Genomic DNA, 6,491 nt, shown 5'->3' on the forward strand with positions numbered 1-6,491 from the left:
CTAGAAAGAAGATGCATGAAAAGTAATGATAAACTAAATGATCTGAAGATAGGTTATAGAGATGATAATAAGTACAAGATAAGTGAAATATATGGTGAGAATAAAGAGGTCCTTGATATTGATGAAGTAAAATATCTATTTACTCATGTTGAAAATAAAACTATAGGAACAAAAAGTCTTGATTCAAAACATATATACAAAAATATATCTAATAAAAAAATAGATTACAATAAGTTTATTGACTGCAATTTTAATAATATTAAGTTTGAAAACTGTACTTTTTTTGGTAGTATATTTGAAAACTGTAAATTTAACAATGTACAGTTTTCACATTGTAATTTTGAAGATGAAGAAAAAATAATAGTCTTATTTAAAGAAAATTGTGTATTTGAAAGGTGTAACTTTTATAAAACCAATATGAAAAATATAGTATTTGAGAGTGTTAAATTTACAGAAGTTAAGATTTCTTTAAGTAGTATTAGAAATAGTATTTTTAATCAATGTTTTATTGATAGTATAATTTTTTCTGATTGTGATCTAAAATCCATGAAAACTATAAGAACGGATATAAATCTACTAAGTTTTGAAGATGAGTTTATAAGTAAAGTAGATGAAAATACGTTTATAGATTTATTAAAGTTAAATAAAAAAGATAAAAATGAATATGAAAATATATTTAAGGCATACAAAAGTATATCTGCTGTATTTGAGAAAAATAGGTTATTTAATTACGCAGGAGAATATTACTACCTTGCAAAATGTGCAGAAAGAAAATCTTTAAAAGGATTGGAGAAAGTAAAATCAAATATTTTTTATTACTCATGTGGGTATGGTGAAAGGCCAACATTTGCCCTAATATCATCTTTAGAAATTGTATTAATATTTTCAATTATATATATGTTTTCAGGTCTTTGTGTTAATGAAAGGATAATACATTATAATTTAAATATATTATCTTATTTGCCTAGGAAACTAATGTATATGGATTTAATAGATTGCTTTTACTTTAGTTTAGTTACGTTTACAACTGTGGGATATGGAGATATTTTCCCAATAGGCTATAGTGTATTATTTTCATGTGTGGAAATGTTGCTAGGAGTTACAATGGTTGGTGTTTGGACTGCTACTTTAGCTAGAAAGATTACGAGATAAGAAGAATACATTCAATTTTTATTAGAAGAAATATAAGGGAAAAATTTTGTAAAATAACTTTGTATATGATAAATTATATTTATTGTAAAAATTAGGAGGTAATAAATGAAATTTCAAGATTATAAATATGAAAGACCTAATTATGGAGAAATAAAAAAATCATTTTTAGATTTAGTAAATAAAATAAAAACTGCTGATAATTATAAAGATCAACATACATATATAATGGAATTAAATAATACTAGAAAGCACATTGAAACTATGTCTACTTTAGCTTCAATCAGAAATAGTATAAATACGGCAGATGAGTTTTATGAAAAAGAAACGCAGTACTGGGATGAGTATGGGCCTCTTTATACAGAGTTAAATTCAGATTTTTATAAAGTAATTGTTAACTCTAAATTTAAAGAAAATATAATAAATGATTTTAGTGAACAGTTTTATAAAATATGTGAATACTCTTTAAAATCTTTTTCTCCAGAGATAATACCTGACTTACAAGAAGAAAATAAATTAATGTCTAGATATACAAAATTATTAGCCTCAGCAAAGATTAATTTTAACAATGAGGAATTGAATTTATCTGGACTTTATAAATATATGTTATCTCAAGATAGAAAAGAGAGAGAAGAGTCATCTAAAGCTTATTACAACTACTTTGAAATACATGAAGAAGAATTTGACGAAATTTATGATAACTTAGTAAAAGTAAGACATGATATGGCTAAAAAATTAGGCTTCAATAATTTTACTGAACTGGGTTATATAAGAATGGATAGAACGGATTACAATCCAGAAATGGTAGTTAAATTGAGAAAACAAGTACTAGAATATATAGTGCCTCTTTGCAATAAATTATATGAAAAACAAGCTAAAAGATTAAGCTTAGATAAATTAACTTATATTGACGAGAACTTAGAATTTTTAGATGGAAATGCCACTATTAAGGGAGATTCATCTTACATAATAGAAAATGGTATAAAAATGTACAATGAGTTATCAACAGAGACAAAAGAGTTCTTTGATTTTATGCTGGAAAACGACCTTATGGATTTAGAAACTAAACATAATAAATCTGCTGGAGGATATTGTACATATATTCCAGATTACAAAGCACCTTTTATTTTCTCTAACTTTAATAGAACTAGCGAAGATATGGATGTATTAACTCATGAGGCAGGTCATGCATTCCAATTATTTATGTCTAGATATATAGACATGCAAGAAATAAATTTCCCAACTTTAGATAGTTGTGAAATTCACTCTATGAGTATGGAATTTATAACTTATCCTTGGATGGATATTTTTTTTAAAGAGGATACTGATAAATATAAATTTGCACATTTAACTTCAGCTATAAAATTCTTACCTTATGGTGTTGTAGTAGATGAGTTTCAACATATTATATATGATAATCCTTACATGAGTAAAGCTGAAAGAAAAGCAGTATGGAGAGACTTAGAGAAAAAATATCTTCCACATAGGGATTATGATGACAATAAAATACTAGAAAAAGGTTGTTGGTTCTTTAAACAAGGACATATATTTAAAGATCCATTTTATTATATTGACTACGTATTAGCACAAATTTGCGCATTCCAATTCCTTAAGAAGATGGAGGAGAATAAAGAAAATGGATGGGAAGATTATTTGAGAATTTGTAAAGTAGGAGGAACAGAGTCTTTTTTACAAATAGTTAAAACAGGTAATTTAATCTCACCTTTTGATGATAATTGTATTGAATTTATAATAAAAAATTTAGAAATGAATATAGAAAAATTTGAAAAAAATTTATAAAAGAAAGCTAAGAATGTGTAAATGACATATTCTTAGCTTTTTATATTTTGTAAATAATATTTATATCATTATTTACAAAATATTATTCGCTACATATGGAAATTCTAAGTTTGAAGAAGTAAGTTAGGAGGACATTTTATGAATATTTCAAAAAGAATACAATCAGTTCCACCATCAACCATAATGGAATTATTAACTTTTGCTGCAAAAGCAAAAAATCAGGGTAAAAAAGTTTATCATCTAAATATAGGTCAACCAGATATAATAACGCCAGAAGGCTTCTTAAAAGCTATAAGAGAATATAAAGGTGAAGTTTTGGAATATGCATTATCAGAAGGTTTGCCAGAACTTATTGAAGCCATAAGAAAGTATTACACAAATTATAATTTAGACTTTAAAAATGATGAGATTTTGATTACAAATGGTGGTAGTGAAGCTTTATTATTTACCATGCTTACTATTTGCGATGAAGGTGATAATGTATTAGTTCCTGAACCTTTTTACTCAAATTATTTTAACTTCTCAAAATCTGTAGGAGTAAATATTAACCCTATTACGACTTTAGCTGAAAATGGATTCCATTTACCAGGTAAAGAAGAAATAGTATCAAAAATTAATGATAAAACTAAGGCTATACTATTTTCTAATCCAGGTAATCCAACAGGTGTAGTTTATACAAAAGAAGAATTAGAAATGGTAGCAGATATAGCAGTTGAACACAATTTATGGATAATAGCTGATGAAGTTTATAGAGAATTTGTTTATGAAGGTGAGTATGTTAGTATAGGTACTCTCGACAAAGTAAAAGACAGAGTAATAATTGTTGATTCTGTTTCTAAAAGATATAGTGCTTGTGGTGCAAGAATAGGTTCATTAGCTTCTAAAAATAAGCCTTTCATGGAAGGAATACTGAAGCTATGTCAAGCAAGATTATCTGTGCCTACTTTAGAGCAATTGGGAGCTATAGAGCTTTATAAAACAGATAATTCATACTTAAAAGAAGTTAATGAAGAATATAGACAAAGAAGAGATGTACTCTATAATGAACTTATAAAAGTTCCAGGAGTAATTTGTAAAAAACCTAGTGGTGCTTTTTATATAGTTGCAAAATTGCCTGTAAAAGATGCAGATCATTTTACTAAATGGTTATTAAGTGATTTTGATATAAATGGCGAAACTGTAATGCCTTGTCCAGCTGAAGGATTTTATCAAACACCAGGCCTGGGAGTTGACGAAATAAGGCTGGCATATGTATTGAATACTAAAGATTTATTTAAGGCAGCAACAATTTTAAAAGAAGGTTTAGAAACTTACCTTAAATTAAATAAATAAGTTTGTATATAATAAAAAACAGAGTTCAACAAAGGACTCTGTTTTTTTGTAGCATTTCCCACAAAATATTGAAAAATGGTAACATTCTTGTAATTATCTATGTTACTATTTTGTAATCCAAAGTAACAAGGGTGTAACTGTAATTTTTCAAGGGGTAATGATATTATAATAGTATAAATAAAAGAAAAAATAAAAACTAAGAAATCTTAAAATAAATTATGAGGAAGTGTTGAAAAATGAAAAAAGGAATTATAGCTATAACATTATTATTAAGTGGAGCATTATTAATAACTCCGATTACAAATGCAATCTCACAAAAAGATGGACAAGAAAATGTAAAACCAGTAAAAGTTGAGCAAGCGACAAATACTGAAAATACACAAGTTATAAAAGATACTGAAGATAAAACAACACAAAGCGAAAATACTACTAAACCAGTTAAAGTTGAAACTACAGTTGTAGAAAATAAACAACCTTCAAAAGAAGAAATAAAAGTAGATGATAAGAAAGAAGAAAGTAAAAAAGAAGAATCTACTAAACCAGCTGATGAAACAGTTGTAAAAGATGATAAAGATAAAGAAAAAGAAGAAGTTCAAATAGGAATGACAAAATCAGAAGCTGAAGCAGTTTTAAATAAATATATAAAAGACGTTGAAAAATCTGATTTTACTTATACATACCAAGGTGATGAAAATACTTTTGAAGCAATAAAAGAAAAAGGAATAAGAGGATATGTATTTTTACCAAATTTAGAAACTGATATGGCTTACTTAGTAGATAAAGATAATGGATCAATATATTTCTTCCATCCATCAGGATACTTTGAATTACTACAAAAATAAGATAAAGTAAATTAGGAACTTAGTGCTAAATAAAGTGCTAGGTTCTTTTTATATAGAAATAATAAGTACTTATAATAATTAATAAAATGTAAAAAATGAAAATGAATAATATTGACAATATATATAAATTATATTATACTACCTTAAGAATTAAATATTGATACTTTAAAATAGTCCCGAGAGGCTAAAAAGAATAGTTACATATTTTATTGATTTTAGTGTGTAGGCATCCTTTTATCTTTTTTGGGTAAAGGGATTTTTTATTAGCACAAATAACTGTAAAAAAAGTTATAAATAATATGTAAACATACAAGTGTCATTAGGTAATATTTTAAGACAGTGAGGTAAAGACAAAATGAAATTTAAAAAAATAGTAACACTTGCAATGGCAGGAATTATATCAACATCATTTTTAACTGGATGTGCTGGAAAATCAGAGAATGAAGGAAGCCAAAAGGATAAGTATACAGTTGCTATGATAACAGATGTTGCAGGGGTAAATGATCAATCATTTAATCAATCGGCATGGGAAGGTTTACAAAGAGCTAAAAAAGAACTAGGTGTAGAGGTTAAATATTTAGAATCAAAGCAAGATGCAGATTATGCAACAAATGTTGAAACACTAGTTGATGAAGAAGTGGATTTAATTGTAGGGGTAGGTTCTAAATTATCACAAACAATAGAAACTGCTGCAAAGGATTATCCGGAGCAAAAATTCTTAATGGTAGATGAAACATATGAAGAAATACCTTCAAATGTGAAATCAGTATTATTTAATGCAGAACAATCAGCTTACTTAGTAGGTTTAATAGCTGCTAAAATGAGTGAAACAAATAATGTAGGATTTATAGGTGGAATGCAACTTTCAGTTATAGATACTTTTAAATATGGATATATGGCTGGTGTAAAAACAGCAAACCCTGACTGTGAAATACAGTCACAATATGCAAACTCTTTTACAGATCAAGCAAAAGGAAAAGCTATAGCTAATCAAATGATGTCTAATAAAGCAGATGTAATATTTATAGCAGGTGGAGATGTTGGAACAGGTGCTATAGAAGCTATAAAAGAAGCTGGAAAATATGGAATAGGTGTAGATAGAGATCAAAGTGATTTAGCAGTTGATAATGTTTTAACTTCAGCTATAAAAAGAGTTGATGTTGGAATATTTGAAACAGTAAAAGATTTTGTTAATGGAAAATTTGAAGGTGGAACAGAAACAGTATATGGTTTAGAGGAAAATGCAGTAGGTATACCAGATACTACTAAAAATTTAGTTTCACAAGATGTATTAGATTATGTTAATGAACAAATGAAAAAATTACAAGATGGAGAAATAACAGTTCCAAAAACAGAAGAAGAATATAA

The 6,491-nt window shown here is 26.9% G+C and carries 5 protein-coding genes; all 5 read left to right on the forward strand.

What is annotated here, in order from left to right; all coding sequences use genetic code 11:
* A partial coding sequence (locus tag NSA58_RS13825; protein ID WP_257560583.1) for an ion channel occupies positions 1–1,152 on the forward strand: 1,152 nt, incomplete at its 5' end.
* Between the two features lie 105 nt (positions 1,153–1,257).
* Complete coding sequence (locus tag NSA58_RS13830) at positions 1,258–2,949, forward strand: M3 family oligoendopeptidase (protein WP_074429937.1); 1,692 nt, start codon at positions 1,258–1,260, stop codon at positions 2,947–2,949.
* A 138-nt stretch (positions 2,950–3,087) separates the two neighbouring features.
* Positions 3,088–4,281, forward strand: a complete 1,194-nt coding sequence (locus NSA58_RS13835; protein WP_074080181.1) for a pyridoxal phosphate-dependent aminotransferase — start codon at positions 3,088–3,090, stop codon at positions 4,279–4,281.
* A 236-nt stretch (positions 4,282–4,517) separates the two neighbouring features.
* Positions 4,518–5,123, forward strand: a complete 606-nt coding sequence (locus NSA58_RS13840; RefSeq protein WP_052232984.1) for a hypothetical protein — start codon at positions 4,518–4,520, stop codon at positions 5,121–5,123.
* Between the two features lie 355 nt (positions 5,124–5,478).
* Positions 5,479–6,491: BMP family lipoprotein (locus NSA58_RS13845; protein ID WP_257560584.1), on the forward strand; the 1,013-nt coding region annotated here is incomplete at its 3' end.

It is taken from the genome of Terrisporobacter muris, from assembly GCF_024621905.1.
Taxonomy (GTDB): domain Bacteria; phylum Bacillota; class Clostridia; order Peptostreptococcales; family Peptostreptococcaceae; genus Terrisporobacter; species Terrisporobacter muris.

What these genes read in the sequence shown, in the direction of transcription:
- NSA58_RS13840 (WP_052232984.1), top strand. Translation starts at nt 4,518, where the DNA reads ATGAAAAAAGGAATTATAGCTATAACATTATTATTAAGTGGAGCATTA.
- NSA58_RS13830 (WP_074429937.1), top strand. Translation starts at nt 1,258, where the DNA reads ATGAAATTTCAAGATTATAAATATGAAAGACCTAATTATGGAGAAATA.
- NSA58_RS13835 (WP_074080181.1), top strand. Translation starts at nt 3,088, where the DNA reads ATGAATATTTCAAAAAGAATACAATCAGTTCCACCATCAACCATAATG.